Source organism: Psychrobacter proteolyticus, assembly GCF_003350005.1.
In the GTDB taxonomy this organism is placed as follows: domain Bacteria; phylum Pseudomonadota; class Gammaproteobacteria; order Pseudomonadales; family Moraxellaceae; genus Psychrobacter; species Psychrobacter proteolyticus.
Genome location: NZ_QLKS01000002.1, coordinates 40,496 through 66,684 on the forward strand (window position 1 = coordinate 40,496; position 26,189 = coordinate 66,684).

At 43.7% G+C, this 26,189-nt stretch carries 22 protein-coding genes; 15 read left to right on the forward strand and 7 right to left on the reverse strand.

Annotation, left to right across the window (positions count from 1 at the left end; translation table 11 throughout):
- The first annotated feature begins 1 nt into the window (after position 1).
- The 4 genes from nuoL (at position 2) to DXK30_RS04740 (ending at position 6,008) form a co-directional block, all read left to right on the forward strand.
- Positions 2-1,876 (forward strand): NADH-quinone oxidoreductase subunit L, encoded by a 1,875-nt coding sequence (gene nuoL / locus DXK30_RS04725; protein WP_114700723.1) that lies wholly within the window; start codon positions 2-4, stop codon positions 1,874-1,876.
- Between the two features lie 2 nt (positions 1,877-1,878).
- Entirely contained in the window at positions 1,879-3,504 is a 1,626-nt protein-coding gene (gene nuoM / locus DXK30_RS04730) for an NADH-quinone oxidoreductase subunit M (protein WP_114700724.1), read from the forward strand.
- Positions 3,505-3,507: 3 nt separating this feature from the next.
- The gene (locus DXK30_RS04735; RefSeq protein ID WP_102091037.1) at positions 3,508-4,986 is read left to right on the forward strand and encodes an NADH-quinone oxidoreductase subunit N; all 1,479 of its coding nucleotides are present in this window, start codon (positions 3,508-3,510) and stop codon (positions 4,984-4,986) included.
- 194 nt (positions 4,987-5,180) lie between these two features.
- Positions 5,181-6,008: a ferredoxin--NADP reductase gene (locus tag DXK30_RS04740; RefSeq protein ID WP_114700725.1), complete on the forward strand. Its 828-nt coding sequence runs from the start codon at positions 5,181-5,183 to the stop codon at positions 6,006-6,008.
- Positions 6,009-6,115: 107 nt separating this feature from the next.
- Here the strand turns inward: DXK30_RS04740 and DXK30_RS04745 are convergent, their stop codons facing one another.
- Positions 6,116-6,895, reverse strand: a complete 780-nt coding sequence (locus DXK30_RS04745) for a hypothetical protein (protein WP_224737876.1) — start codon at positions 6,893-6,895, stop codon at positions 6,116-6,118.
- A 581-nt stretch (positions 6,896-7,476) separates the two neighbouring features.
- Between DXK30_RS04745 and DXK30_RS04750 the strand changes: the two genes are divergently transcribed.
- On the forward strand, positions 7,477-8,364 hold the full coding sequence (locus DXK30_RS04750; protein WP_114700726.1) for an energy transducer TonB: 888 nt from the start codon (positions 7,477-7,479) through the stop codon (positions 8,362-8,364).
- A 217-nt stretch (positions 8,365-8,581) separates the two neighbouring features.
- Positions 8,582-9,457, forward strand: a complete 876-nt coding sequence (locus DXK30_RS04760; protein ID WP_114700728.1) for a mechanosensitive ion channel family protein — start codon at positions 8,582-8,584, stop codon at positions 9,455-9,457.
- Between the two features lie 49 nt (positions 9,458-9,506).
- On the opposite strand, the gene ybeY is transcribed toward DXK30_RS04760, so the two are convergent.
- Both ybeY and DXK30_RS04770 read right to left on the reverse strand, forming a co-directional pair.
- Positions 9,507-10,106, reverse strand: a complete 600-nt coding sequence (gene ybeY, locus DXK30_RS04765; protein WP_114700729.1) for an rRNA maturation RNase YbeY — start codon at positions 10,104-10,106, stop codon at positions 9,507-9,509.
- A gap of 312 nt (positions 10,107-10,418) precedes the next feature.
- Positions 10,419-11,513, reverse strand: coding sequence for a PhoH family protein (locus DXK30_RS04770; RefSeq protein WP_114700730.1), 1,095 nt, complete (start codon positions 11,511-11,513; stop codon positions 10,419-10,421).
- Between the two features lie 550 nt (positions 11,514-12,063).
- On the opposite strand from DXK30_RS04770, the gene DXK30_RS04775 reads away from it, so the two are divergent.
- From DXK30_RS04775 to DXK30_RS04785, 3 genes are all read left to right on the forward strand, one after another.
- Entirely contained in the window at positions 12,064-13,371 is a 1,308-nt protein-coding gene (locus DXK30_RS04775; protein WP_114700731.1) for an FAD-dependent monooxygenase, read from the forward strand.
- Positions 13,372-13,537: 166 nt separating this feature from the next.
- On the forward strand, positions 13,538-14,821 hold the full coding sequence (locus tag DXK30_RS04780; RefSeq protein WP_114700732.1) for an FAD-dependent monooxygenase: 1,284 nt from the start codon (positions 13,538-13,540) through the stop codon (positions 14,819-14,821).
- 26 nt (positions 14,822-14,847) lie between these two features.
- The gene (locus DXK30_RS04785) at positions 14,848-15,570 is read left to right on the forward strand and encodes an OmpA family protein (protein WP_114700733.1); all 723 of its coding nucleotides are present in this window, start codon (positions 14,848-14,850) and stop codon (positions 15,568-15,570) included.
- A gap of 38 nt (positions 15,571-15,608) precedes the next feature.
- Here the strand turns inward: DXK30_RS04785 and DXK30_RS04790 are convergent, their stop codons facing one another.
- The 3 genes from DXK30_RS04790 to nadA all read right to left on the reverse strand — a co-directional run bounded on the left by DXK30_RS04790 (position 15,609) and on the right by nadA (position 19,781).
- A complete protein-coding gene (locus tag DXK30_RS04790; protein ID WP_114700734.1) occupies positions 15,609-16,520 on the reverse strand; it encodes a lysine exporter LysO family protein in 912 nt (303 codons plus the stop codon).
- A gap of 137 nt (positions 16,521-16,657) precedes the next feature.
- Positions 16,658-18,571: an L-aspartate oxidase gene (gene nadB / locus DXK30_RS04795; RefSeq protein ID WP_114700735.1), complete on the reverse strand. Its 1,914-nt coding sequence runs from the start codon at positions 18,569-18,571 to the stop codon at positions 16,658-16,660.
- A 70-nt stretch (positions 18,572-18,641) separates the two neighbouring features.
- Positions 18,642-19,781, reverse strand: coding sequence for a quinolinate synthase NadA (gene nadA / locus DXK30_RS04800; RefSeq protein WP_114700736.1), 1,140 nt, complete (start codon positions 19,779-19,781; stop codon positions 18,642-18,644).
- 303 nt (positions 19,782-20,084) lie between these two features.
- Here nadA and DXK30_RS04810 point away from each other — a divergent pair, with 303 nt between their 5' ends.
- The 3 genes from DXK30_RS04810 to DXK30_RS04820 all read left to right on the forward strand — a co-directional run bounded on the left by DXK30_RS04810 (position 20,085) and on the right by DXK30_RS04820 (position 23,081).
- A complete protein-coding gene (locus DXK30_RS04810; RefSeq protein ID WP_114700738.1) occupies positions 20,085-21,116 on the forward strand; it encodes an NUDIX hydrolase in 1,032 nt (343 codons plus the stop codon).
- Positions 21,117-21,276: 160 nt separating this feature from the next.
- The gene (gene nadC / locus DXK30_RS04815; RefSeq protein ID WP_114700739.1) at positions 21,277-22,137 is read left to right on the forward strand and encodes a carboxylating nicotinate-nucleotide diphosphorylase; all 861 of its coding nucleotides are present in this window, start codon (positions 21,277-21,279) and stop codon (positions 22,135-22,137) included.
- A 302-nt stretch (positions 22,138-22,439) separates the two neighbouring features.
- Complete coding sequence (locus tag DXK30_RS04820) at positions 22,440-23,081, forward strand: MarC family protein (RefSeq protein WP_082624565.1); 642 nt, start codon at positions 22,440-22,442, stop codon at positions 23,079-23,081.
- 144 nt (positions 23,082-23,225) lie between these two features.
- Here DXK30_RS04820 and DXK30_RS04825 read toward each other — a convergent pair whose 3' ends face one another.
- Complete coding sequence (locus tag DXK30_RS04825) at positions 23,226-23,828, reverse strand: LysE/ArgO family amino acid transporter (RefSeq protein WP_114700740.1); 603 nt, start codon at positions 23,826-23,828, stop codon at positions 23,226-23,228.
- 166 nt (positions 23,829-23,994) lie between these two features.
- Between DXK30_RS04825 and DXK30_RS04830 the strand changes: the two genes are divergently transcribed.
- The 3 genes from DXK30_RS04830 to DXK30_RS04840 all read left to right on the forward strand — a co-directional run bounded on the left by DXK30_RS04830 (position 23,995) and on the right by DXK30_RS04840 (position 26,175).
- Positions 23,995-24,723 (forward strand): hypothetical protein, encoded by a 729-nt coding sequence (locus DXK30_RS04830; RefSeq protein ID WP_114700741.1) that lies wholly within the window; start codon positions 23,995-23,997, stop codon positions 24,721-24,723.
- Positions 24,724-24,896: 173 nt separating this feature from the next.
- Complete coding sequence (locus DXK30_RS04835; RefSeq protein WP_114700742.1) at positions 24,897-25,583, forward strand: hypothetical protein; 687 nt, start codon at positions 24,897-24,899, stop codon at positions 25,581-25,583.
- Positions 25,584-25,623: 40 nt separating this feature from the next.
- The gene (locus tag DXK30_RS04840) at positions 25,624-26,175 is read left to right on the forward strand and encodes a hypothetical protein (protein ID WP_114700743.1); all 552 of its coding nucleotides are present in this window, start codon (positions 25,624-25,626) and stop codon (positions 26,173-26,175) included.
- Positions 26,176-26,189 lie beyond the last annotated feature (14 nt).

A 26,189-nucleotide genomic window follows, 5' to 3' on the forward strand; every position in this document is an offset into this window, starting at 1 on the left:
CATGAGTTTATTACCATTAACCTTTATATTCCCGCTCATTGGCTTTTTGATTTTAGCCTTTATGCGCGACAAATTATCAGAAACGGTCGCAGCGATTGTTGGCGTGGGTAGCATGCTGCTCTCAGCATTATGCACGCTAGTGGTTAGCTATACCTTTTTGACTACCAATCCAGCTGGAACGATAATTGAAGTTCCGCTATGGACTTGGTTCCAAGTTGGCGACTTTGCGCCACATTTCGGTTTGAGCTTTGATGGTCTTGCATTGACCATGACAGGTGTCATTACTGGGATTGGCTTTTTGATTCATCTGTTTGCCTCTTGGTATATGAAAGGCGACACTGGCTTTGCTCGTTTCTTTAGCTATATGAACTTGTTTGTGGCCAGTATGTTACTACTGGTACTCGCAGATGACTTATTTCTGCTATATCTCGGTTGGGAAGGCGTGGGTATCTGTTCGTACTTATTGATTGGTTACTATTATCATGATAGAGCCAACGGCCGTGCCGCGATGAAAGCCTTTACCGTTACTCGTGTCGGTGATGTGTTCTTAGCCTTTGGTTTGTTTTTATTATTCCGTGAATTCGGTACGCTTAATATTCAAGAGATTATTACGCGCGCGCCAGAAGTATTCGATGTTAACAACCCAACGATGATGCTTACCACGATGATGTTGGTCGGCGGCGCGATGGGTAAATCAGCGCAGTTGCCACTACACACATGGCTTGCTGATGCGATGGCAGGTCCAACACCAGTATCGGCATTGATTCACGCAGCAACGATGGTCACAGCAGGTGTTTATTTAATCGCCCGTCTACATCCATTGTTTGAGCTGACCCCAGGTATCTTGTTGTATTGGGTTGGCGGCGTAGGGGCATTGACGTTGGTTGTTGCTGGATTCTGTGCACTCGCGCAAACAGATATTAAACGTATTCTTGCTTATTCGACCATGAGTCAAATTGGCTATATGTTCTTAGCGCTTGGCGTGGGCGCATGGCAAGGGGCAATCTTCCATCTGATGACCCATGCTTTCTTTAAAGCATTGCTGTTCTTATCATCAGGTGCCGTCATCCTTGCGGTACATCACGAGCAAGACATTTTTAAAATGGGCGGCCTACGTAAAAAGATCCCATTGGTATTTTGGTGTTATATCATCGGTGGCGGTGCACTTGCTGCCATACCTTGGGTTACCGTTGGTTTTTACTCTAAAGAAGCGATTCTTTGGGAGACTTATGCAACAGGTCACTTAGTACTATTCTATATGGGTGTATTCGGTGCATTCTTAACCGCGATTTATACGTTCCGTATGATTTGGATCATATTCTTTGGTGAAGAAAAAACCCATGCGCATAAACTATCAGGGGTGTCGTATTGGTTGCCTTTGACCGTGTTGCTAGTGCTGTCTACCGCTGTTGGTGCTTGGATTACGCCACCATTAGATGGTGTGCTGCCAGAGAGCGTTGGTCATCTATTAGAAGTTGCCGGTCAAGCACATGCTAAGCACACCGCAGAGTATATCGCGATGGGTGCCATGGCAACAGGTTTGATATTGGCAGCACTATTATATGTCGTCAACAAAGGTCGCTTGCTCACTAGCTTTAAGCGCTCACGTATTGGTGGGGCACTATATCACTGGTGCTACCATGGCCTAGGTTTCGACGCGCTATATGATGTAATTTTTGTAAAACCCTTTTTATTCATCGGCCGCTTATTAAAAGCCGACCCTATCGATAAAACGTGGTTGCTGTTACCTAAGCTTGCCTCAGCTGGTAATAAAGTATTGTCTGCGACACAAACAGGGTCTCTTCGAGGTTATGCCACAAGCTTTGGCTTGGGTATGGCTGTATTGCTGGTGCTGGTAATGATGACGGTGGTGTAAAGATGATTGAGTTACAACAAACGTGGATGCTACCAGCATTAATCGCAATTCCTTTTATTGCAGGATTGCTATGCTGGTTGGTAGAGCGATTTAATAAACGTCTGCCGCGCTGGATTGCCTTGATCGGTATGATGTTGACCTTTGCTTTGTCATTGGTACTTTGGCAGCAGGGCGATTTTAGCGGTATGAGTCAGCAGGTCATTGCACCAGATGCTGCAGTGCCTTGGGTAGCAGAATTTAGTGTGCCGTGGATACCAAGTTTTGGTATTAGTTTTCACTTAGCACTAGATGGTTTGTCATTGATGATGGTAGCTCTAACAGGCTTACTTGGTGTGGCAGCTGTTGCTTGTTCGTGGAATGAGATTCAGCGCCGCGTTGGTTTCTTCCACCTGAACTTGCTATGGAGTTTGGGCGGCGTTATTGGTGTTTTCTTAGCCATTGATCTGTTCTTATTCTTCTTCTTTTGGGAGATGATGCTGGTTCCTATCTACTTCTTGATCGCGATTTGGGGTCATGATGTGGTTGGCAAAACCAAAGAATACGCGGCCACCAAGTTCTTTATCTATACCCAAGCGTCTGGGCTTATCATGCTCATCGGTATTTTGGTATTGGTCATTATCAGCTATGCCCAAAAAGGGGTAGTGAGCTTTAACTATAATGACTTGCTCGGTACGTCACTTGGCGGCTGGGAATATCCAATCATGCTGTGCTTCTTTATTGGCTTTGCGGTGAAGTTGCCAATCATTCCTTTCCACGGCTGGTTGCCAGATGCGCATGCGCAGGCACCAACGGCAGGTTCGGTGGATTTGGCAGGGGTGCTCATCAAGACTGCTGCATATGGCTTGATTCGTTTTGTGTTGCCGCTATTTCCAGCAGCGTCACAAGAGTTTGCGCCGATAGCGATTACCCTAGGTACGATTGGTATCTTCTACGGTGCATGGCTAGCATTTATGCAGACCGACATGAAGCGTTTGCTGGCCTATACCAGTATCTCGCACATGGGTTTTGTGGTACTAGCAATCTATGCGGGAACATTGCTCAGCTTACAAGGTCTGATGATTCAGATGCTTGCTCATGGCTTGAGTTCAGCCGCACTATTCATTATGGCAGGACAGCTATATGAGCGTCTGCATACACGCGATTTGACCTTGATGGGTGGTATGTGGGGACAGTTCCGCTATTACGCACCGATATTGATGTTCTTCTGTGCCGCGCTGCTAGGTATTCCTGGTACGGGTAACTTCATTGGCGAGTTCATGATTTTATTTGGCTCATTTGCTCAGTATCCAGTGTTTGTGGTTTTTGCGACATTCAGTTTGGTATTAGCAGGTCTTTATTCGCTTATTTTGATTCATCGCGCACTATTTGGTGAAAACAACATCGCCGCATTGGCAGAGCGAGAGACTAAGTCACATGGCTTACCTGCACGTAAATTAAAAGATTTGGGCAAGCGCGAGCTGTCATTACTACTGATGCTAGCCGCTGGTTTGGTATGGCTCGGACTGTACCCACAGCCGTTCCTTGATACCTCAAGTCATGCTATGCAGTGGATCAATAACGCATATATATACAGTCAAGTGACACAGGTAGATGCGTCGCAGCTACTTGATGTAATGGAGGCACGTTAAGTCATGAATGATATTACGATGAATGATTTGATAGGATTGTTGCCTTACGCGCCGATTATCGCCGTAGTGATTACGGTACTCACGGTTATGATCGCGATTACCTTTAAACGCTCGCACATGGTCACCGGTACGATTACGGTGGCAGGCTTAAACATTGGTCTATTCACCCTGATCGGTCAGATGATCGGTGTGATTGAGAGCGGATCTATCGCGCCAAACGCTGAGCAGTTATTTGTCATAGATAACTTTGCTCAGTTTAATATGGTGGTGATTTTTATCTGTGCCTTGGCTTGTTGTACGCTGTCTTATGCGTATCTGGCTAATCTTAAAGATAACAAAGAAGAGCTGTACTTGCTCATGCTGCTATCGACCATTGGTGCATTACTAATGGTAAGCGCGCAGCATATGGCGTCATTCTTTATGAGCCTAGAGATGCTGTCAGTACCACTATATGGTTTGCTCGCTTATACTTATATGCGCAACCAGTCACTTGAGTCGGGACTGAAGTATTTGGTATTGTCGGCGACTGCATCAGCGACGTTGCTAATGGGTATGGCTTTTATCTATGCAGAAGTAGGCTCACTAGCATTTAAGCCAATCAGCATGGTACTAGGCAATATCTTTGAGTCACCATTACTGATATTAGGCGCGGCAATGATGATGTTTGGTATCGCCTTTAAACTCTCGGCTGCTCCTTTCCATATGTGGACGCCAGATGTTTATGAAGGTGCACCAGCGCCTATTGCTACCTTTTTAGCATCAGTATCAAAAGTGGCGATGATGGCACTAGCAGTGCGTTTCTTAATCGATACTGCTTTGCTGGCATTACCATCAGTGCAAATGCTATTGATGGTAATGGCAACGTTATCTATCTTGGTAGGTAACTTATTGGCAGTACGTCAAACCAGCCTCAAACGTCTACTCGGTTACTCATCTATTGCCCATATGGGTTACGTGATGATCGTGATTGTTAGTATTGGTTCAGCCGCTGATAGTATCTCTAGTATGTATATGGCAGTCTATGCCTTTACCTCTATCGGTGCCTTTGGTGTAGTGACATTGATGTCGAGTCCATATCGCTTATCTGGTGAAGCCGATGAGTTGACGCATTATCAAGGGCTATTCTGGCGTCGTCCAGTACTGACCGCTGTCATGACCATCATGATGTTGTCATTGGCTGGTATTCCGTTGACGGCAGGCTTTATCACCAAGCTATTTGCTATCTTAGCTGCGGTACAAGGCACCAACTGGTTCTTGGCTGCGATGATTATCTTGGGTAGTGCGATTGGTCTATTCTACTACTTACGCGTTTTACTCACGCTGTTCAAACGCCCTAAGCAGTTCATCGAGTTTGACGTGTCTGGGCAATGGGGTATCCGTACCGGTGGTATCATGGTCATTGCTGTGACGGCAATTATTCTATTCTTTGGTATCTTGCCAAATAGTATGATTGAGTGGGCAAGTTTGGCTCGCATTTGGTAATGTTGCTGAGTCAATACAACAGATAAATCGCTGCGATCTATCTGTTGTTACGGTTAAAAAACCAAGATGCGCCAGCTTTATGATAAGCTTGGCGCATCTTTTTTTATGCTTACCTTTTTTGTATTTATCTTCTTTTATCTATCAAAGGTATCTTATAAAAATACAGTTTAATAAAGTATAAGTGACGAATAATTATGAGTGATAATATCCAAACAGTAACGGTGCTCAGTAAAACCACATGGACGCCAAATTTATTTAGCTTTACCGTCAGCCGTCCCGATAGCTTTAAGTTTACAGCGGGGCAGTTTGTACGCTTGGGCGTCAATCCTAGTCAATTAAAATATTATCAACAGACTGATGCAAGTGATGAAGTCTCTGATACCGCATTGAATGAAGATGTCTTCCGCGCGTATTCGATTGTCTCTTCGCCATTTGATGAGGTAATAGAGTTTTTTTCTATCGTGATACCGGATGGGGCATTTACCTCGCAATTGCAGCATTTACAAGTGGGGGATGAGCTGCTGCTCAACACCATGCCATTTGGGTTTTTGACGTTAGCACGTTACCAAAAACCATTGCCAAAAGATTTATGGCTGCTAGCAACAGGGACTGGTTTAGCACCGTTCTTATCGATGCTGCAAGATTTAAAGACATGGGAAGATTACGAGCACATTGTATTGGCTTATAGCGCACGCTCGACAGAAGAACTTGCGTACGTTGAGAAAATTGAGAGCCTACAAGAAGACTTCGGCACGCTGGTTGATAATCCAGCAAATCTTATCTTTATCCCAATCGTCACTCGTGAGCCTGTCGAAGGTGCATTGTCAGAGCGTCTGCCGAAGCTACTACTAGAGGGTACGTTGCAAGCGCGCGCGGGTATCGCATTAGATATTGATACTACGCATGTCATGCTATGTGGCAACCCAGACATGGTAGAAGATACCAAAGAGGCGTTAAAGACATTGGGACTGGTAATGAATCGCCGCGGTGAGGGTAATATTGCCGTAGAGAACTACTGGTAGTTGACGACTTTAATAAAAAACGCTGCATCTATAAGGCCAATAACCTCTAAGATGCAGCGTTTTTTTATGGGATAAAACATTGTCTTATGGGATGAAACATTAGCGACTTACTCTTGGCTTGGTTCAGTCGCATCGTCTACAGGGTTAATAGGGCCTTGCATCAATTCAGGATCATCATCATCACCGATGATATCTTCGTTACTGCTGGCCGCCAGTAAATCACGATAGTTGATTTGAGCCTTCAAAATCATTTGCTCTTCTTCTAGCTCGCCATAATTTATCTGTACCTTATGCAAGGTACTCATGATTTTCTTGTTGTTTTTTAACCAACGATGGATATCGAGATAAATCACTTCGTCTTTTGCGCGAGCAATATTGACGTATGACAGAATAAAGCCTAAAGGGTCTTTTTTGAGGACGCTATGATAAAACCAAATCGCCAGTTTGACGCCTTGACGTTTCACGAAAGATTCGCAGCGCAGATTTAAGATATCGGTATAAGTTTGCTGACCAAATACAAAGCGTTGCACATTGCGATCGAGTTGGACGTGAACTAAGCTAAAGTTACTTGCCACCTCGGCATAGATGCCGCCTGCATTGACAGTGCAGTACAAACGAAACCAATCCTCATGCATCTCGACACGTAGCTCTAAAATGGCTTTTACATTGTCGGTGACGAATTTTTGTAGTGCATCATTAACGTAAGTCTGTGCCACTGGCAATGACAACTCATCTTCGAACTTGTCCGTCGTCTTATTATAGATATCTTTAACCGATTGGGCGATACGCTCCCAACCACTGCCGAATGACTCGTCAAAACGATAGCCAATACTCTCGAAGAACTCATCAAAATTGTCTGAATTATTCACGTTATCAAAGTCACTCAAACTTATTATCCTTATAGGGCGCGTCATTCAATCGGTGACGTAAAAATGGCTAAACAAACTTTGTAGGCTATCATTAATTTAAACGAAAGCTAATCATCTATAATTTCTGAATATCTACGACCATTAGTAATTTTTATACTGATAGGTAGCAAAAGCGAAAAACTGACCTCTGATACTAGTGCGTAGTGAATCTGCACTTATTGTGCTGCTTATTCATCTACTGTGCCTAATTAAGACAATGAACAGTTCTGATTGTTGCAAAGTATCGTGCTACTAATTCTATTGTGCTAAAGCAGTATATAACAAATACAGTGGCTTCAAAATGAACACATGCGTTTTATAGCAATTCATTTGGTATAGGCAGTGTTTTGTCTGCCTTGTATATTCTTAAATGCATGATTTTCAATCAGCGGATAAGGTTACCAATACTGCATGGCAGATGTCAAAGTGCCGTCTCAGTGCTTATACTGGCGACATAATTCTATGTCATGTTATGATAGCGCCAGTATAAATCATGCCTATCGTTACAACACTTGTTAAATAGTGCTTTGTACTGATGTGCTCACAAGCTGAGATTCATTGTGGCCTATATAAAAGACTCACAGAGCTATCATTTTTCCGCGCAAGCGCCCAAGCGTGATATAAGTTTGCCTGTCGCTATTGTTATTGCGGTGGCTGTTCATGTGCTGATTATTTTCGGGATTAGCTTTTCTATGGGAAAAGACCCAGCTGCTATGATGCAAGATGTGGCAAAGGTGCTGACCGATAACATGCAGCCCAATGAAGATGCGCACTTTATTGCCAATGCTTCGCAAGAGGGCGGCGGTACAATAGAAGAGCAGCTAAGACAAGAGAACAATCAGCTAAGTGCAATGTCTGCTGAGCAAATGAGTGAGACTCAAGATATCGTTAACTTACAGCGTAAAGTGCTTCAGCAGCGCTATCAAGAAAGCTACCTACGCACGACGTTAAGTTGGCGTCAGGCCACTGTAGAGTCGGATAATGATAGCGAGCAAGCGCAAGATGATGCGATGGCGCAAGAAGAGCGGCTACGTAAGCAGATTGCAACCTTAGAGGCTCAGCTATCTCAGCGTCAGCAGGTCTACGCGACCAAATCCAAAGTCGTGACGATGGATAGTAATTCGACCACACGGGGTGCGGCAGCAGATTATATCAATACATTCCGTGAGCATGTCGAGCGAGTGGGCAACTTGCATTATCCTGTGCAAGCGCGTGCTCAAGGCATTACGGGTGAAGTACGCCTTATGGTTATCGTCAGTAATGACGGCAATATCAAAGCCATTCGTTTACTTGAAAGCTCAAACTCTACGATATTGGATGAAGCGGCCAAGCAGTCGGTACGACAAGCTGCACCTTTTGGTAAGTTCACCGAAGACATGAGCGATATCGTCGAGCTGCGCTTGATACGTACTTACCGCTATAGTGATACAGTCGAAGTAACGTACTAAGGTTAACGTATCCAAGCACTAAGAAGACAGGTGCTAAGAAGAAAGTTACTGAAAATAAAGTTACTGAAAATAAAGTTACTGAAAATAAAGTTACTGAAAAAGTTACTGAAAAAGGTGTCACTGAAAACATAACTGCTAAGAATAACGTTTAACGCACCATTTTTATCATTACAGATACCCAAGTTCATAACACACCGCTATAAAATAAAGAGTCAGTATGGAATTTTTAGGTTTTACCGTAGATGTCGCTACCTTAACGAGCAACGCCCTAGAGCTAGTCATTAAAGTCGCTTTAGCAATACTTATATTTATCATTGGACGTTGGCTTGCCAAAAAAGCAGTCGCTTTTTCCGATCGATTGATGACGCGCAGCCATCTGGACGAGACAGTTGCTAGCTTTCTAAGTCGTCTATTGTATGGCGTGCTACTGGTTGTGGTAATGTTAGCTGCACTTAGCAAAGTCGGTGTACAGACTACTTCGGTCGTCGCAATCTTAGGTGGTGCCGCTGTTGCCGTTGGTTTGTCACTAAAAGACCAGCTATCAAATTTTGCCGCTGGTATTATGATTGTGACGTTTCGCCCGTTTGTACGCGGTGATTATGTACAGATTAGTAGCTACACAGGTACAGTGACTGAGATTACCTTGGTTAATACCCATCTGACGACCATTAACAATCACGATATCATCATTCCCAATAGCGATATTACGACTTCACCTGTGGTCAATTATACAGCGCTACCAAATCGTCGCGTCGATATTACTGTCGGCATTGGCTACGATGCTGATATCAAAACAGCTAAAGACCTGATGTTAAGTCTGGCAAGAAACAATCCATTGGCTTTCACTGATCCTGAGCCTATCGTGCGAGTGACCAATCTAGGTGACAACTCAGTAGATCTTACCCTAAACGTTTGGACAACCAATGCCGACTGGTGGTCGATGCAATGCGAGCTACTAGAGCAATTCAAGCAAGCTCTAGATGATGAAAAGATTGAGATTCCATTCCCGCAGCGCAGTGTCCATGTTAAAGGCTTAGATCATATGATCAACCAAATGGGTCAAGCGCAAAAGTTGCCACTATCTAAAGATTGATTGATAGCTGCTTAATAGTTAAAAGACTGTTTAATAAAGCAGTGCTAGTTTAGACATAAGGGTTTGGTAGGTTTAGACCTGCCAAAATCTCAATTTCAAAGTACTCCATCTCATCTTGTTCAGCTTGTCCGAGCTCATGATCAAAACCCAGTAGGTGTAGCACGCCATGCACTAGCAAATGGCTAATGTGCTGCGCCACTATTTTGTCCTGTTCAGCCGCTTCACGTACCATCACTTCATGACAGATAATTAGCTCTCCAAGAGGCAATGTTGGCATCAGCTCAATGATGGCTGCAGGTAATTCGCTTGGATAAGACAAAATATTGGTCGCATAGTCTTTACCACGTGCTTCTAGATTTAAAGCACGGCCTTCGACCTCATCAGTGATATACATATCTAGTGTTTTAGACTTTTCTTGCCACAGCTCAGGATCGATATCTGCAAAATAGGGTAGGGTCAGACCATTATCAATACGACCGTCTATATAATCTAAAGTCGCCATCATGACTGATAGTAAATGCTCGCGATTATAAAAAGTATCTAATATTTCATCATCAATACTGTCGGTCGCACTGATATCAAGTGCTGCTAAGCTGGCATGATTACTAGCAATCTTGTCATCGAAATTAGTATTGTCAGGTTGGCTCATATTGCTGTCCTTTTTATTATAAATGTGTTTCTAACGCTGCAGCGTCTACGTTGCTTATTTGCCAGTTTTTTACCATAAAAGTAGCTTGATTACTGTTTTTCATTGCTAAATTTTTGGCCAATAAATAGAGGCCCATGTATAAAATGTATAGAGGCTACTATAGCTAAGTTGCTGGTAGGCGACTAGTAGTGAATATGCTAAATTCAATAAACTACCGGTAAGAAAAAACCGGACTACTTTGAGTAATCCGGTTTTCTTACGCAATATAAATGCTTATAGCAAATGATTGTAATTCAGTGATTAGCTTGATTATTAAAGATTGGCTGCTGCATTAGCGACGGCTTGTCTACGCTCTTGTTCTTTAATACGTTCAAACTTACGTTTTTCTTCTAAAGCCATCTGCTCCTCATCATACACGTCATATGCCTCGACGATTTGTTGTACCAATTGATGGCGTACCACATCTTTTGAGTCAAACTTTGTGATATGAATCTCTTCGATATCTTTTAGAATATCCATCGCTTGCGCCAAGCCTGATTTGTGACCACGTGGCAAATCTACCTGAGTAACGTCACCAGTGATGACAGCACGTGAGCCAAAGCCCAAACGCGTCAAAAACATTTTCATCTGTTCAGGCGTGGTATTTTGCGCTTCATCCAAAATGACAAACGAGTTATTGAGTGTGCGACCGCGCATGTAGGCAAGAGGTGCGATTTCAATAATTTGCTTTTCAATCATCTTGCCAACTTTTTCAACGCCGATCATCTCATAGAGTGCGTCATATAATGGGCGTAAGTAAGGATCAATTTTTTGGGTCAGATCACCTGGTAAGAAGCCTAATTTTTCGCCAGCTTCTACTGCTGGACGCACTAGCAAAATACGTTCGATTTCATTACGTTCAAGCATATCTACGGCACAAGCCACTGCTAGATAGGTCTTGCCAGTACCAGCAGGGCCAATGCCAAATGAGACGTCTGAGTTCAGGACATTTTGGACATAGGTCTGCTGATTGCCACCGCGAGGAATGATACGGCCCTTACGTGTGCGTAAGCTAACAGGTGTAAACTCGTGAGCTGACTCCAAGTTTTCTTCATTGTCTGCATTGTCCTTTGCCTTTTGCTCATCCGCTGCTATATCTTCATCACGAGAGATGCTCGATTGGATGATGAGGTGTAGCTCTTCTGCACTGATGTCTTTAGTATTCTGTGCTTCATCTACCATTTTGTAGATAATACGTTCACCGCGTTCGACATTAGTCACATCGCCACTCAGACAAAAATCGCCTTGGCGCTGAATGATTTTAATATCGAGGCGTTTTTGGATATATTTCATGTGATTGTTGTATTCACCCAGCACGGTTTTTAGCTGTGCTGGAGTCAGTGATTCAAACTTAATACGGCGGCTCATGGAATCAGTCAAGCGATTATCCTTTTATTGTGTACCCGACGCTATGATTTGGTTTTAATTGCGTGGCGGGTTGCAGAGATAAAATAGTTAGTGGAATTACAGTGTTTAGGTGATACAAAGATTGTAGATGATAAAAATGACGGCGATATTATTTTTGTTATTGTGGAAGGTGGTAAATGAAAGTAATGAAAGTCTTGCCTTCATTATGGTAGAGAATTTTTAAATTTCAAGCCATACATCAGGTAGATAGCGCTGTTTTTGTATGCGGATTGCAACTGCTACAGCGATTTTCTATAGATCGATTTGATATTGCTATCAGTTCTATATAATTCATCGCTGCCCATCGTATGATAGCGCTTTAATTAGATTAAGATATTTGAGTTTTATAAATATAAATCTCGTTTATGATGAGAGTAAAGAAACGATTTGTCTACGGTTAAGACCACGGCAGAATAGACAATTTGTGGTAATCTATGGGCGATACCATAGTTTGCTGCAACCCATCTAATAGCAGCAGCGACATGATAAAAATTATAATAGGAAAATAACGATGCAAGATACTGATTCACATTTATTCAATTCTGAAAGCATACCTAAAAACAAAGAAGCGATAACTGACCAGCAAGTGCTTATCGCAGGTGGTGGTCATGTTGGTTTGTCCTTTGCATTGCTATTGGCCCATCACGGTATTGCGAGCACCTTATTAGAAAAAAACAGCTATCCAACCATCAGTCCAACGGATGACAGTACTCGCAGCCATTATTTAGACAGTCGCAATACGGCGTTATCACGGCGCACGGTACAGATATATCAAGAGATTGGACTGTGGGATGAATTACAGAGCCATGCCTGTCGTATCGATGCCGTACAGATTAGTGAGCAAGGCAGCTTTGGGCGCGCGCAGCTGAATAAAGCAGAAGAGCGTGTTGAGTCATTTGGACAAGTCATCGAAAACGCTTGGCTGGGGCGTAAGCTTTTATTAGCCGCGCAGCAAGAGCCACTAATTACCTTGATAGATAATGCCAATGTGACAACGGTCCAGCAGCAGGCCGATAGTGTGACGCTTAGCTTTAATTACAATGATGAAGCCGAAAACGAGCAGCAGCTACAAGCTAGCGTATTAGTCGCTTGTGATGGGCGTGATTCTACAGTACGCCAATTACTAGATATCGGTACAACTACGTATGACTATCAGCAAACGGCCATCGTCGGCGTAGTAGAGACAGATACGCCACACGAGCATGCAGCGATTGAGCGTTTTAGTCCAGCTGGCCCACTTGCTGTGCTCCCACTGACCGATCCAGAGGGCAATGGTAATGATGAGTTTCAACAAGGCTACAGACGCTCTGTCGTATGGGTATGCCCAACAGGTGAAGAAACCAGGTATTTAGAAGACGACGCCCATTTCTTGCAGACCCTACAGCAAGCCTTTGGTCAACGCGCTGGCAAGTTCATCGCTGCTGGTCGCCGCGGCGCTTATCCATTGACCCGCGTACTAGCGGATAAGCAAGTAGAAGGGCGCTGCGTCATTATGGGCAATGCCGCTCATACCTTACACCCTGTCGCCGGTCAAGGCTTTAATCTCTGTATGCGAGATGCCCATGTATTGGCGCAAATGCTAAGTGCACAAGTACTCAAAGGCGCAGATATCAGTGATGCACAGTTATTAAAACGTTATGAGAAAGCACGTCAAACCGACCAGAAGCGAGTGATTCGTTTTTGTGATGCGGTAGTACACGGCTTCACGCATCCTAACCCAGCGATTAAACTGGCAAGAAATATGGCGTTGTTAGCCTTTGATAAATTGCCAAATATCAAGCCACTAGTTGCAACCTATGCGATGGGTCTAAAGTCATAGTGCTATAGCTAATCCTCTTTAAAAGAGCGACAGCGTTAACCTCGTTTGAAGTATTGCCTATACATCTGCACTCGGTTGCCTTGTCTCTCTTTTAAACTGAATCAACTAACTGTAATTAAGATTGATAATAAGCATTCTAATATTGAGCAATATTGAGAGATACCTTATGAAAAACAACCATACGCTGATTATCGGTAGCGGTATCGTTGGAGCGACGCTTGCTCTAAAGCTGGCGCAGGATAAAATGCCAGTGACGTTGATTGATGCCCGTCCTGTACGTGATGAATCAGCTTGGCAAGATGTACTTAGCAAACGTGATGCACGTGTCTATGCACTTAGTATGGCAAGTATCAATCTGCTTAAAGATATTGGCGCGTGGCAAAAGATTGCTAGCTCTGAGCGTAAGGCTGATTACTCGCAAATGCAGGTATGGCAGCTAAATGGTATGGGTGAGTTATTATTTGGCGAAAGTGAAGATAGCAGCGCCGAGGATAATAGTAATAAAAATCATGAGCCTACATTATTAGGTAGTATGGTAGAGCCTGCTGTTATGGAGTACGCATTATGGCAACGCTTGCAAGAAGCTGATGTTAGTGACTATCTGACTCTCATCGCTGGTCATAAAGTTGTTGATATGGATTGGCTAGGGGCACAGCAAGGCTACCGTGTAACTCTGGATAGTGGCGAGGCGATTGATGCGCGTCTCTTAGTTGGTGCTGATGGTCGCGGTTCATTTGTCCGTCAGCAAGCAGGGATTGGCGTAGATACGTTAGATTATAATCAAACCGCAATTTGCTGTGCGATTCAGACTGAGAAACCGCATCAGGCAACTGCACGCCAAGCTATGCTACCGACGGGTACACTGGCACTATTGCCATTAGCAGATATAACCGATGCTGATAAGACAAATCCGCAGCATTGGCAGTCGATCGTATGGACACTGCCACGCAATCAAGCATTGGCATTGATAGAGGAAGAAGATCGTTTTATTGCTGATAAGTTAGCAGCTGCCAGCAATTACGAGTTGGGTGCGATTAATCAGATTGAGTCTATCGCTAGTTTTCCATTAGCGGCTCAGCAAGCGAAAAGCTACGTCGCTGACAATTTAGTGCTGATCGGTGATGCTGCTCATGGCGTACATCCGCTGGCGGGTCAAGGATTGAACCTCGGTATGCTGGATGTGCAAGTATTATGTGAGCAGTTAACGCATGATTTTGCCCGTAGTGGTGGTATGCTTTGGGGTAGCAATCAAACGCTACGTCATTATGAGCGTTCGCGCCGTCCGCATAATAGCCTAATGATGCACAGCTTTTCTGCCCTTAATTGGCTATTTGCAGGGTCGCTTGCACAAATGCGCCCTGTGCAGCAGATACGTAATGAGGGTATGTACCGAGTCAGTAAAATCAAGCCGTTAATGCGCTTGTTTGCTAAGCAGGCGAGTGGGGTTTAGGGTTTTGACTCAGGGATAAGTAAAGTATGAAAGTTAAATTACTAGAATTCGCGACGCTTACAGTGAGTGCGTTAGCAATGATAGGCTGTCAAACGCCCACTCAAGAATCTGAGTTGTATAATCAAGCAGGTCAAACCATCAGTATGCCTACTATTTCCATTAATTTGGATAGCGACGGTGATGGTGTGCTTAGTTCGTTAGATGAATGTCCTGAAACGCCAAATCATACGGTAGTCGATGTGAAAGGTTGTACAGTAATAATTGAGGGAGGTGATGCACTTGAAATGGAGTTTAATGGGTTCTTTCCACTCATGAGCAGCCAGTTAGCTGATATTTACGATGTTGAGTTTGAAAAAATTGAAGAAAAACTCAGTGAGTATCCAGAAGCCACAGTGTTTATTTTTGGTCATGTTGCATCAAGTGAAATGAATGAGGATGTTTTAGCAACCTTTGGATTTGAGTCCTTGCCTCGTAATCGAGCGCTTATCGTCAAAAACATGCTGGTATTAGACCATGGTATTGCTGCCGAGCGTATCCATACTTATGACTGCTCAAATAAAATTTTAGCTATAGATACAGAGTCTATAGACCGTAACTTTAAAGCACTTAATCTCAAAAATATTGAATCAAACCAGAGCCGTGTAACCTTAAGGGCAAGCTCTGAAGTAAGTGACTTGAATGACCTCAAATATATATCCTATTCACGAATGTATGGTGAGTATGCAAAGCAGTGTGAGTCGTTTGAGTAACGATATGAATAATCATTAATTATCATCAAAAGCTATACCTACCCAAGTGCCGAGAAAAACACCATTAGTACTGGCGAGACAATGTTAATTAGGAAGCCAAAGCTAATCGCTAGTGGCACGACTTTTAGACCACCTGACTGCTGAATGATAGGCAAGGTAAAGTCTAAGCTGGTCGCGCCGCCAAGTCCAACCGCGGCGGAAGGGTATTTGCGCATAAATACCGGAATAAAGATTAACGCAAAGAATTCACGTACCAAGTCATTAAACAACGCGACACTGCCCCAGACCGCGCCATAAGCATCCGTCATGACAATCGCTGATAGCGAGTACCAACCAAATCCTGACGATAGTGCTAAGCCTTTCGTCCATGACACATCCGTAAATAGTAGCGCGAAAATAAGCCCGCCTGCCAATACCGCTAGCGTAAAGATGACACTCATTTCTACGCCGCGTTTATTGAGCAACACTTCTTTTAAAGTGATGCCCGAGCCTTTTAAGCCTATACCGACCAGTAATATCAAAATCATCAGCATGACGGTCATAGAGTTTTCAGGCGGCATATAATCAGCAGGCAAGAAATAGCCAATCACCATTCCAATTACCACACAAACCACTTGCGCCAAGCTACCTCGAATACTCACCCGATGCTCTTTAGATTTTACGCTTGGTTTTTTGGCATGCCATGGACGCAGGTGATCGAACAATATCAGCGCAAATAAACCTGTGCCAATTGTCAGTACTGATAATACAGTGACATACAGCGCAATTTCACCCAGCTGATTACCTAGACCTTCTACCTGAGATAGCTCAATACCGATCAACGCTAGGATGATAAATACCAAGTATGATAGACCTTTGTCGGCCACTTTCGTCATAGTAGGGTTAGAGGGAATGGCAAAGCCAATAAACATTGGCATTAATACCAGAACAAGGGTGATTAGGCTTTGCATGATGACGGGCTCGCAGCATTTTTAATAAGGCGTTTTTAAGAAGCTGAAGATTGTACCACAACATCGAAATAATACTGAAAATATGCTATTTAGCAAATATAGGTTTATTGTTTTTAGCTTACAGGCTCAAATGTCAGCTAAAATATTTCTACAAATGTTTTATTTTCTCTACCATTTTGATTTAAGCCTTGCTCAGAAAAGCAATCAGATTTTTTTGGTTGTTTTATAGAATATTTTGAAAAGCTAGGCTGAGCGCAAGAAGGACTAAGTAGTGGTCCAATTACACTAGTCAAAGGTGTTTCAGCTAGGTTAGGATAATCCTCACGATAATGCCCACCGCGACTCTCAAAACGCTGATAAGCCGATTGAACAATCATCGTTGCTAACGCTAATAGCCTCACCAATTGAAAAATGGCAAGCTCACTATTAGTAGTAGGGGTTTTACTGCTCATATCAGATAGCATGGTTTCAGTATGTTCGATTGACTCTTGCCACTGCTCAATTTGTCGCAGTGCTTGCTCTAATTTTTCATCGCTACGTGTGATGCCCATATTGGCTGTCAAAAGAGCTTTCAACGCTATAGTTATCTCTGCAATATCTACGTCAGAATGAAATGCTTTATCGGCCTTATAAGTTGGATACGATGACTGCTTGGAAGATGGTAAAACAACAAATTGCGTGTTTTCTAATATCGGATATTGCCAAATATCTTTTTCTAAAGCTTCAGCCGTTTTCTCTAAGGTTTCTAAGTTCTTTAAGCGTTTCAATTTTATTAAATAACGAGGCAAATTGGCGGCGATGTTGCGACCAACTACCACACACTCCAACAATGAATTACTTGCTAAGCGGTTGGCTCCATGTAGTCCTGTATAAGCAACTTCGCCTGCTGCATACAGCCCTGCGACGTCGGTCAAACCATTGGCGCAAGTCACGACGCCGCCACAACTATAATGGGCAGTCGGAGCGACCGGAATAGGGTCTGTGGTCATATCGATGCCGAGTGCTAGCAGCGTCTGATAAATCTGCGGGAAATGCGCTTGTATAAATGCGGTTGGCAAGTGACTGACATCAAGATGCACGTAGCCAAGTCCGTTACTACTAATCTGATTGGCTATTGCCCGAGCGACGATATCACGCGGCGCCAACTCAGCGCGCTTATCCACTTCTAACATAAAGCGCGTACCAGTCTGTGGACAATAGAGTCGTCCACCTTCACCGCGTAACGCTTCAGATATCAGAAAGCTGCTGTCATCTAATGCTAGACCTGTTGGGTGAAATTGCACAAATTCTAAATTTGCCAAGCGGCAGCCTGCCTGCCATGCCATCATGACGCCATCACCGACGCAGACATTAGGCGCGCTGGAACGCTTAAATAGTTGACCTAAGCCACCACTAGCGAGTACGACAGCTGAACTATGAATGGTGAGTTGGCGCTCGTTGATATGATCAAAGACTAGCGCTCCTCGGCAATGTCTAATCTCGCTATCGTTCATGCTAAAAGAGGAGCTGCTAATTATAGGTGAAGTCAGTAACTCTAACGCTTCATGATAAGGCAAGATAGTGATATTGGTTGCAGTCTGTGCTTTGGTAATTAATGCGTTCATCACGTGTCGACCCGTTGCGTCATCCGCATGAGCCACACGTCTACAGCCATGACCGCCTTCTTTAGTCAAGTGTAAGTCACTGGTTTTTAAGACTGCAAAATCAGGTGTATTATCATTTTCTTTAGTTAAAGTAGTTTGAGTAAATGGCACACCTTGCTCGCATAGCCACTGCACCGCTTGCTGTCCAGCAGCCAAGATACGGGCAGTATTGTCAGTCGCACACAATCCTGCACCAGCAATTAAGGTATCAGCGACATGATCAGTCACAGAGTCCGCCGTGTCTAAGCTGGCTGCGATACCACCTTGAGCGTAGTGACTTGAGCAAACCTCAAGTGCCGCTTTGCTTAAAACAGTGATATTCAGCGATTTCGGCAGAGATAGTGCGGTGCTCAAACCTGCTAGACCAGCCCCAATAATAAGAACATCAGTTTTTATAATATTACTCATATCACTGCTGCTCCTGTTATTTTTATAGCAAGTGGTGCTAGAGTGATCAACTGAATGCGACTGACTCATGCTAGGCTGCCCCAACGTTAGCGAACAGTGTACGGTCTTTTACTATGTCGCCACTGGCGGCTACGCGTTGCTTTTGTGATTCAGCAAAATCAAGCATCCGTTGTAATGGTTTCTTAGCTGCTACTGCCAGCTCAGGTGTCATTAGTACTTCACCGCTTTGATTGGTTAAGCACTGCTCAATACCTTTTAGACCGTTCATTGCCATCCAAGGACAAAACGCGCAGCTCTTACAGCTTGCGCTCTCACCAGCAGTTGGTGCGGCCAAGAATCGCTTGTTTGGTGAGCGTTTTTGCATCTCGTGCAATATGCCCAAATCAGTAGCGACGATAAAGGTATCAGCATCCATCTCATACGTTGATTGCAAAAGCTTGCTAGTCGAGCCGACCACATCGGCTAGTTCAACCACGCTATCAGGTGACTCAGGATGTACCAAGACTTTGGCCTCTGGGTGCTCCTCTTTTAATTGCATTAGTTCAGTGGCTTTAAATTCGTTATGTACCAAACAAGACCCTTGCCAAAGCAGCATATCGGCACCAGTCTCACGAGCGATGTATTTGCCCAAATGTCGGTCAGGCCCCCAAATAATCGGCTCACCTTGGGCATGCAGATGACGAACGATGTCGATACCGACAGATGAGGTAACCACCCAATCAGCTCTCGCTTTTACCGCGGCGCTGGTATTGGCGTAGACGACGACAGTACGTTCAGGATGAGCATCACAAAATGCTGAAAACTCGTCAGCAGGGCAGCCCAAATCAAGCGAGCATTCGGCTTCTAAATCTGGCATGAGGACGGTCTTTTCCATGCTCAATATTTTTGCCGATTCACCCATAAAGCGTACACCAGCGACCACCAATGTTTGAGCGCTATGAGCTTGTCCAAACCGAGCCATCTCAAGCGAATCGCCGACACAGCCACCCGTTACCAATGCCAAATCCTGTATAAAAGGATCGACATAGTAGTGCGCAACCAGTACGGCATTATTATCTTTCAATAATTGTTTAATATTTTCTTCAACCACGATGCGTTCAGCACGTGGCAGATCCACTGGCATCTTAGCTTTGGCATATTCGATATTCATCTGAGTGGCGATGCGATTGTCCGTACTCATGATGGGTGCGTCGTAAGGATAGTTTTTCATAATGGCAGCCTTTGTTGGTGCGATAACGATAAATGTGTGTGCTAAAAATGTGGGAATTGAACATAGTCAATTTATAAGTTGTCTTAATTATGCTCATTTTGAGCATAATTACAAGTATTTTTTTATACTGATCTATTCAATATATTCGGTTTTAGCCTTTCAAAACGGTATGTCGATATTGATTTTTTATACTTACAACGACAGACTATGATAGTTTTAGATTCAAGCTATACTAAGCCGTACGGTAGCTATTAACCTTGATAGCCTTTTGTTTTTCAGAGAAAAAGGATAACCCCCAAAGCCATGACGTTGTCTTATTCACATGCGCACCAACAAGGTAGCGGCACGACAGAAGTGGTCGCCGTGTTGGTCGCTATCACAGATCATATCGCGCGTGTCCTAACCGTTGACCAAGGCAAGCTGTTGCCAAATGGACCACTTATGCCGCTACATCGCTCGCTACAGGCAGGCGTGCGTCAGTGGGTAGAAGAACAAACACAGCAACCGCTCGGATATTTGGAGCAGCTATATACCTTTGTCGACACCAATAGACGTAACATCGACGGTCATGCGTTGGTGTATGTGAGTTATTTGGGCTTGGTGCAAGAAACGCAAACGCAGGCACTCCAAAGCAAAGCACTCTGGCGAGGTTGGTATGATTATTTCCCATGGGAAAATCACTTGGATGGTATGCCCAGTATCATCATGGACTTCATTGTGCCTGTACTGTTGGAATGGGCCAATACCGCAGAGGATTCGATTGTTCAACAGCGCCGACGTCAGCGTATTGGTTTGTGTTGGGGACTCAGTGAAGCGTTTTTGGCAAGTGGTCAACTGCCAGACAGTCAATCAGTTAGCGAGCAGGATAATGAAAGTAGAGAATGGATCGCAGAGCATGTATTGCTACGTTATGAGATGCTCTATGAAGCAGGACTGATACCTGAAGCCCCTAATTATCCGCCCAACTATCAGGCTGTTGCTTTGCCAGAGGACTGGTCACAACGCATAGGCGTCCCCATGTATTATGATCACCGTCGCGTGATTGCTACTGCTATCTCAAGACTGCGCGCGAAGATTGAATATAGACCGCTTATTTTTGGTCTGATGCCAGACGTCTTTACCTTATCGCAATTGCAGCAGAGTGTTGAGGCGTTATCAGGAGTGCGTTTGCACAAGCAAAATTTTCGTCGATTGCTTGATTCGCAAAATCTAGTGATGGAGACAGGAGAGAGTAGCACTGCTCAGCGCGGTCGTCCTGCCAAGCTATATCGCTTCCGTCATGATATTGAATTACAGAGTTTACTGATGGATAGCAAACTTCCTAAGCGCAAATAGTCATTTCAAGCCAGTCCGTTGTATCTCTAAATCAGTTTGTAAAACGAAAAATTTGTCACCTTTCCTTGCAGGGTCGCTAACTTTACGCTATATTTATGCTCATTTTGAGTTTAAATAACGAGCAGTTTTTATCAATATCATGCCTAGATAAGGGTCAAAGATGACAATTGAAAAAGAGCCAACATTGGATGACGTATTGCTCAAGCCATTGGTTGATCAAGCACTAACTGAAGATTTGGGTAGGCGTGGTGATGTAACGTCACAAGCTACTATCCCAGCCGATATGCAAGCGCAGCTACAGATCAAGGCGCGCCAAGCAGGCGTGATATGTGGTATCGACTTGGCACGTTTGTCTTTTGCCTTAGTCGATGCGCAAATTGAGTTTATTGCACAAGTACAGGATGGCGAAACAGTAGAGGCTGGCGCAGTGTTAGCGACCGTAAAAGGTAACGCGCGTCACTTATTGACAGCAGAACGCACGGCTCTGAACTTTATGACCCATCTCAGCGGTATTGCGACAGCGACCCGTCAAATTGTCGATAGCGTGGCTCAATATCCTGCACAAATTACTTGTACGCGTAAGACCATTCCAGGCTTACGTATTGTACAAAAGTACGCCGTACGCTGCGGCGGCGGACGCAATCATCGCTTGGGATTGGATGATGCGATTTTAATTAAAGACAACCATATCGCCATTGCGGGTGACATCAAAACGGCCATTCAGCAAGCACAGAAATTTGCTGGGCATCTGATTCCTATTGAGGTCGAAGTCGATACGCTAGAGCAATTAGAGCAAGCGCTCGATGCAGGTGTGAGTTTAGTATTATTAGACAACATGTCGCCTGAAACGTTATCGCAAGCGGTTGCTATGTGTCAGGGTCGAGCAAAGACTGAAGCCTCAGGTGGTATTACGCCTGAAACGGTACAAGCGGCAGCAAGTACGGGAGTTGATTTTATCGCCATGGGTTATTTGACGCACAGTACGACAGCCTTAGATATTGGGCTAGATTTTAGTGCATAAATACAAACGTGTTAAAGGCTAGTAGCGCTACATGCGCTCGATTTTATGACAAGGGCTATCACCGAGTTAGTAAAATGGTAATTTATACTGATAGCTTGTACTGATCATCTGTTAAATGCTTGTTTTTGCACTGAAGCTTTACTAAGGTGACATGTAGGCGTAACGACGCAAAGTTAATGATTTTATTAGCTTATCTGCCTATGCTACAATGCTATTTTTAGTTGCCTATTGGGTCATCGTTGCACTCGCACGATGACCTTATCTTTTTGCACAAGCGGTATCAATAGACAAGCGAGCGCTCAGTGAATACTGAAATTATCAAGATAATCCTAGCCTTTATGGTATTGATCAATCCATTTAGCGCATTGACGTTATTTTTAGATTTGACTCGCGGCTATTCGATGAACAATCGACGTAAGGTCGCGCGCGTTGCTTGTCTGACCATTTTTATCACTATCAGCTTTTTCACGATTGCAGGTGAGACGCTACTAAAAACCCTTGGTATTTCTATCGGCTCTTTCCAATTGGCAGGCGGTATATTGGTGTTTTTAATCGCCCTAAATATGATGAATGGAGAGGGTAACCCGGTTAAACCTGATCAAGAGAACTTCGATGTTGATCATGTGAAAGATGCACCGGTCTCGATGGCAGCTGCCGTGGTTCCCCTTGCGATTCCGATGATGATTGGGCCTGGTGGTATCTCCACGGTTATCATTTATTCTTCACAAGTATCAGGTATTTTGCAGGTATCTGCCATCTTGATTGCAGGCTTATTCATCAGTCTGTTTTGCTATTTGGCATTGATGGCGGCAGGTCGTATCAGTCGTCTATTGGGTGATACTGGCTTGAATATCATGAGCCGAATCATGGGTATGCTATTGGCCGCCGTTTCTATCGAGATTATCGTTAATGGACTGCGTACGCTCTTTCCTAGCTTGATGTAAATGATCAATACTATCGCTAACCATGTATATTTATACAGCGGTTAGCAGTTATCAACATGATTCAGTATTATCCAATACGTTGTTTACTTAATATTCAGTTTATTCAACACTCAGCTTATCTATCATTTCTCAGTCATACCTCTATCAGCTTTGATACAAATGCCAAGCCAGATACAGCATCAGTAACCCTACTAAAGCGTCCAGTATGTTCCATGCCTTAGGCTTCTCAAATAGAGGCCTGAGTAATCGCGCACCATACCCAAGCGCAAAGAAGAAAAAGAACGAGGCGCTAATTGCACCTGTGGCAAACGTCAATTTACTGCTTGCACCTGTAGAAACCATACCGACGAGTACCAATGTGTCTAGATAGACGTGCGGGTTTAGCCAAGTAAAACCAAAGCATAGTAATAAGGCTTTTTTTAAGCTAGTGACGACTTGTCCTTCGACAGTCAAAGCATGTGACACACGTACGCTGGCATACAAACTCTGCAAGCCATATCCTAATAAAAATATAACACCTGCTATTTTTGCGATATCTATAACGTGAGGATAGCGAGCCGTAACTGCACCAAAACCACCAACACCTGCTGATATTAAAAATGCGTCGCTTACCGCACAAAACAAACAAACAAAAAATATGTGCTCGCGTTTAAGGCCTTGTTTGAGTACAAAGGCGTTTTGGGAGCCGATAGCAATGATGAGAGATAGCCCAAGTAGGAAGCCAGAAATATAATCGGGAGCATTCATAATACGGTGCTTAACGGTTGGAGTGTAGGAATGGTGACATTTTGCTTACTGGCAGGCCAGCAAAAACCTGCTAAGATACGCTATTGAATGAATGTATGCAATATGCGCACAATGTGAGTGTAATAGACGAGGGGCAGAGCAAGTCATGGTAGTCAGTTTGACAAGAATGCTACAGTCATTTGGGCAAGCTCAAGATGACCTACCGACATTGGCAGCAAAGAATGCTCAGGAGATGAGCGTCAATCATGAACAGGATGCTGCTGCCGATAATGATAGCAATCATGCAGTACATGAGCGTTCTACACTAACTCCGCCTGAACGTGTAAACCGTATATGTGATGCGTTGGCACAAGTGAGTGATAGCCAATCATCCACGCCTTTGACCGATCGCTATCTGAGTAATCGCGCTCAAATGCGCCCAACCAATAGACCGCCTTTTGACCCAGATACTTTGTGGTATCTCAAACATGGACGTTGTCCGATTATGACTGAGCTTGTTGATGTGGTTGATGAGGCCACCCTAAATGCCATGCCTATTGAAGCCGTTGCGATACTAGACCGTATCAACGGTAAGCTAAAGCGTTACCGTGAGTGGAGTAGTGAGCTGAACGAACAGCAACAGCAGCAACATAATGAGCGTCAGTTCGTCATCGATAAGTTGGTGTCCGAAAGTATTCCTGAGGCATTACATCATTATGAGCAGCTACAACGCTTTAGTCCGCATCGCACCAAAAACAACATGGTGCAGGGCAAGATGACTGCTGGTGATATGCTGACAGATTTGTTCTTAGAGATTGATTATGAGCTTGACGAATTATTAGATGAATTGCACCAGACAGTTTTGAACCGCCTTGCCTTGACCCATCGTTATGTTAAGAGCCGTACGCAAAGTTAAATTTTCTTTGATGATGTTTTTTTGAACACTTGCAAAGGCTAAGTATTATCAAAAAACACAATCGACCCGTTGCATAATAATATAGGGCTTTAATAGAGCCTTATTTTTTTGTTTAATAATAACAACCATAAGAAATTTGCCACGACATTCTGATAAATAATAAGGACAATATAATGACCCAAATGACTGCAATGTTCGTAATGTTTGTTTTGTATGGGCTGTTGCCAGCGGCTGGGTTATATCTAGGTTACCGTGGAATTAAAAAAGTCACAGCGCCCAAAATGCTCGAATATAAGGCGATGCCGCAACTGGGTTATATACCTGAAAAAAGCCTACCCATCGACGTTAAAACTGCTCTGGAGCAAATTAATACAAAGGGTGAAAAGCTGCGTGTCTTGTATGGCGATACCAATAACGATGGCAAGATTGATGATAAGGATACCGTCAACGAAACTTATATTATGATTCAAAACTTAATGGATAGGCACGTGCCACAAGCAGTGGCTGACTATCGCCGATTACATGATTTAGATGTAGCAGACAGTGCGCTTGCTGACACTACCAAAATTAAGCACTCTAATGTCACTGGCAAAGAAGCCTTGTTAGATGTGCTTAAGACAATTAACACACAGTTCGATGACCTGCTCAACGCATCATATCATCAAGACGGTCAAAAACTACTCGCGACCAATCGCTATCTCCAAAAACGTTTTGACAATCCTACTAGCAATACAGAGTTTCAAAAGCCCGATAGCAATGCCAGTAGTAATGCCAATAATAATGCTAGCAGTGATGTAAATATCCAAGCGATTGAAAGCCCAACTGGTGAAAGTGTGAGCGCTGAAGACATTAAGCTATAAATACAAAGTTGAATGGTGAAAGGGTAAAGAGCAAGCGTATATGAGTATCTTAATAGGCATCGGTATTGTAACGACCGTCACTACCTTTTACTTAGGTAGAAAAGGCTGGCAGGCTTTTCATAAAGCCGTCGGTATTTCACCTGGCGTACTCACTTATCAGGATTACGATGCGCCCTTGTCATTAGTCACATTAAGCTTGCAGCAGCTAACGTTAAATAAACAGCACTTAAAAACATTGTCAGAGCAGCAACTGCGCCAATTAAAACGTATTGATGAAAAAGTAAACAGCTATCACGCTTATCAAGCAGCCCTACATGCTCAACATAAGACACCAGCGATAACAGAAGCACAGTTTGTGTTGAATAAAATGTTGCAAATACGGTTACCAGAAATGCTAGCTACTCATTATCAATTAACAGATATAAATGTCACTAACGTGAATAGCGAAAAGAGGTTAGAAGCTAGTGAGTTATTGCAGAGTGTTTTAGATAATATCGAACAGCGTTTGGATAGATTACTGGCACAAATGGACGAGGAGCAGCTACAAGAGCTGCGAGTCATGAAGCACTATATTAATAGCCACGATAGCTGAGCCGTTATTTTTAT

Bases quoted from the DNA above. Each gene is read 5' to 3' on its own strand.
- nuoL (WP_114700723.1), top strand. From the start codon at position 2: ATGAGTTTATTACCATTAACCTTTATATTCCCGCTCATTGGCTTTTTG.
- nuoM (WP_114700724.1), top strand. From the start codon at position 1,879: ATGATTGAGTTACAACAAACGTGGATGCTACCAGCATTAATCGCAATT.
- DXK30_RS04735 (WP_102091037.1), top strand. From the start codon at position 3,508: ATGAATGATATTACGATGAATGATTTGATAGGATTGTTGCCTTACGCG.
- DXK30_RS04740 (WP_114700725.1), top strand. From the start codon at position 5,181: ATGAGTGATAATATCCAAACAGTAACGGTGCTCAGTAAAACCACATGG.
- DXK30_RS04760 (WP_114700728.1), top strand. From the start codon at position 8,582: ATGGAATTTTTAGGTTTTACCGTAGATGTCGCTACCTTAACGAGCAAC.
- ybeY (WP_114700729.1), bottom strand. From the start codon at position 10,106: ATGAGCCAACCTGACAATACTAATTTCGATGACAAGATTGCTAGTAAT.
- DXK30_RS04770 (WP_114700730.1), bottom strand. From the start codon at position 11,513: ATGAGCCGCCGTATTAAGTTTGAATCACTGACTCCAGCACAGCTAAAA.
- DXK30_RS04775 (WP_114700731.1), top strand. From the start codon at position 12,064: ATGCAAGATACTGATTCACATTTATTCAATTCTGAAAGCATACCTAAA.
- DXK30_RS04780 (WP_114700732.1), top strand. From the start codon at position 13,538: ATGAAAAACAACCATACGCTGATTATCGGTAGCGGTATCGTTGGAGCG.
- DXK30_RS04785 (WP_114700733.1), top strand. From the start codon at position 14,848: ATGAAAGTTAAATTACTAGAATTCGCGACGCTTACAGTGAGTGCGTTA.
- DXK30_RS04790 (WP_114700734.1), bottom strand. From the start codon at position 16,520: ATGCAAAGCCTAATCACCCTTGTTCTGGTATTAATGCCAATGTTTATT.
- nadB (WP_114700735.1), bottom strand. From the start codon at position 18,571: ATGAGTAATATTATAAAAACTGATGTTCTTATTATTGGGGCTGGTCTA.
- nadA (WP_114700736.1), bottom strand. From the start codon at position 19,781: ATGAAAAACTATCCTTACGACGCACCCATCATGAGTACGGACAATCGC.
- DXK30_RS04810 (WP_114700738.1), top strand. From the start codon at position 20,085: ATGACGTTGTCTTATTCACATGCGCACCAACAAGGTAGCGGCACGACA.
- nadC (WP_114700739.1), top strand. From the start codon at position 21,277: ATGACAATTGAAAAAGAGCCAACATTGGATGACGTATTGCTCAAGCCA.
- DXK30_RS04825 (WP_114700740.1), bottom strand. From the start codon at position 23,828: ATGAATGCTCCCGATTATATTTCTGGCTTCCTACTTGGGCTATCTCTC.
- DXK30_RS04830 (WP_114700741.1), top strand. From the start codon at position 23,995: ATGCTACAGTCATTTGGGCAAGCTCAAGATGACCTACCGACATTGGCA.
- DXK30_RS04835 (WP_114700742.1), top strand. From the start codon at position 24,897: ATGACCCAAATGACTGCAATGTTCGTAATGTTTGTTTTGTATGGGCTG.
- DXK30_RS04840 (WP_114700743.1), top strand. From the start codon at position 25,624: ATGAGTATCTTAATAGGCATCGGTATTGTAACGACCGTCACTACCTTT.